The organism is Salinimicrobium oceani, assembly GCF_012037645.1.
This window is the reverse complement of record NZ_JAAVJR010001561.1, coordinates 1-291: the sequence shown is the minus strand read 5'-3', so window position 1 is coordinate 291 and position 291 is coordinate 1. Positions and strand designations below refer to the sequence as shown.

The 291-nt window shown below is 35.4% G+C and carries 1 protein-coding gene; it reads left to right on the top strand.

Translation table 11 applies throughout. From position 1 onward, the window contains the following. Positions 1–268 (top strand): TonB-dependent receptor (locus HC175_RS23075; protein WP_168140088.1); only part of this gene is annotated, 268 nt, incomplete at its 5' end. Positions 269–291 lie beyond the last annotated feature (23 nt).

Genomic DNA, 291 nt, shown 5'->3' with positions numbered 1-291 from the left:
TGCAAATGTACTGGAGACCGGTTTTGAAGACAACCAATTCTTCTCAGATTACTATGTGAGAAATGCAGACTTCGTGAAATTGGATAACATTTCTGTAGGTTACCTTATTCCAGGTGAAAAAGTGGATTTCAGGGCTTCTTTGACTGCAACAAATGTTTTTACAATTACAGACTATGAAGGTCTTGATCCAGAGATCGCGGGTGGAATTGACAATAACTTTTATCCAAGACCAAGAACTTTTACCCTTGGATTAAACCTTCAATTTTAAAATAAACGAACTATGTATAATAA